General features: G+C 56.1%; 1 pseudogene. It reads left to right on the plus strand.

Features of this window, described 5'->3' with window-relative positions:
- Nucleotides 1-81: 81 nt before the first annotated feature.
- Nucleotides 82-460, plus strand: a pseudogene (locus tag ACVOMF_RS20910) (transposase); the annotation flags it as partial.

The raw sequence follows: 460 nt of genomic DNA on the forward strand, positions 1-460 counted from the left end.
TGACCCACCCCCAGAAAACTGGTGCAGGCTAAAGTAGAGACGTCGGTAGCATTGGGCCCCGTGACAAACGAGGATTCAGGCATGAAGAAGTCGCGTTTCACCGAGGAGCAAATTGCCTACGCGCTGAAGCAGGCGGAGCTGGGAACGGCGGTGGGCGAGATCTGCAGGAAAATGGGTATTGCCGAGGCCACCTTCTACGTATGGCGAAAGAAGTACGGCGGGCTTGGCCCGTCAGAATTGAAACGTTTACGGCTGCTGGAAGAGGAAAATCGCAAGCTCAAGCAATTGGTTGCAGATCTCAGTCTGGACAAGGCCATGTTGCAGGAGGTGGTCACAAAAAAGCTCTGAGGCCTGCCCAGCGACGCACTTGGGTTGGCCGGTTGCAAGAGCGCTTTGGGGTCAGCATGCGGCGAGCACTGCAGATGGTGACGATGTCGTATTCCAGCTATTCGTACAAGGG

Source organism: Stenotrophomonas sp. STEN022 (assembly GCF_056760155.1).